The 358-nt window shown below is 75.4% G+C and carries 1 protein-coding gene; it reads left to right on the top strand.

Annotation, left to right across the window (positions count from 1 at the left end; all coding sequences use genetic code 11):
• On the top strand, positions 1-358 hold a 358-nt coding region (locus E9529_RS21595; RefSeq protein WP_236833299.1), incomplete at both ends, for a hypothetical protein.

The following is a 358-nucleotide window of genomic DNA, read 5'->3' as shown; positions in this document are numbered from 1 at the left end:
CGGCCGCGCGGCGGCGCTACCTCTTCCTGGCGGGGCACCGGCAGCTGCCCGATCTGCGCGACCCGCGGACGTTCTCGGAGAAGGTGAACTGGCGGATCCTGCGGGACCGCCGGCCGGAGCTGGCGTGGACGTGCGACAAGCTGGCGATGAAGGAGCACGCGCACCGGCTGCGGGACGAGGCCGGGGTGCTGGTGCCGGAGACGCTGTGGGCCGGCGATGACCTGGCGGCGGTGGCCGGCCGGGTGTTCGACCGGGCGTGGGTGCTCAAGCCCAACCACCGCAGCGGGCTGGTGCGGTTCGGGGCCGCTTCGGACGTGGTGGACGCCGCGACGGTGGCCGCGACGCGGGACTGGCTGCG

It is taken from the genome of Blastococcus sp. KM273128 (assembly GCF_021698975.1).
GTDB lineage: Bacteria > Actinomycetota > Actinomycetes > Mycobacteriales > Geodermatophilaceae > Blastococcus.
Note: the sequence above shows the minus strand (reverse complement) of the source record. Positions and strands in the feature narration are given on the sequence as shown.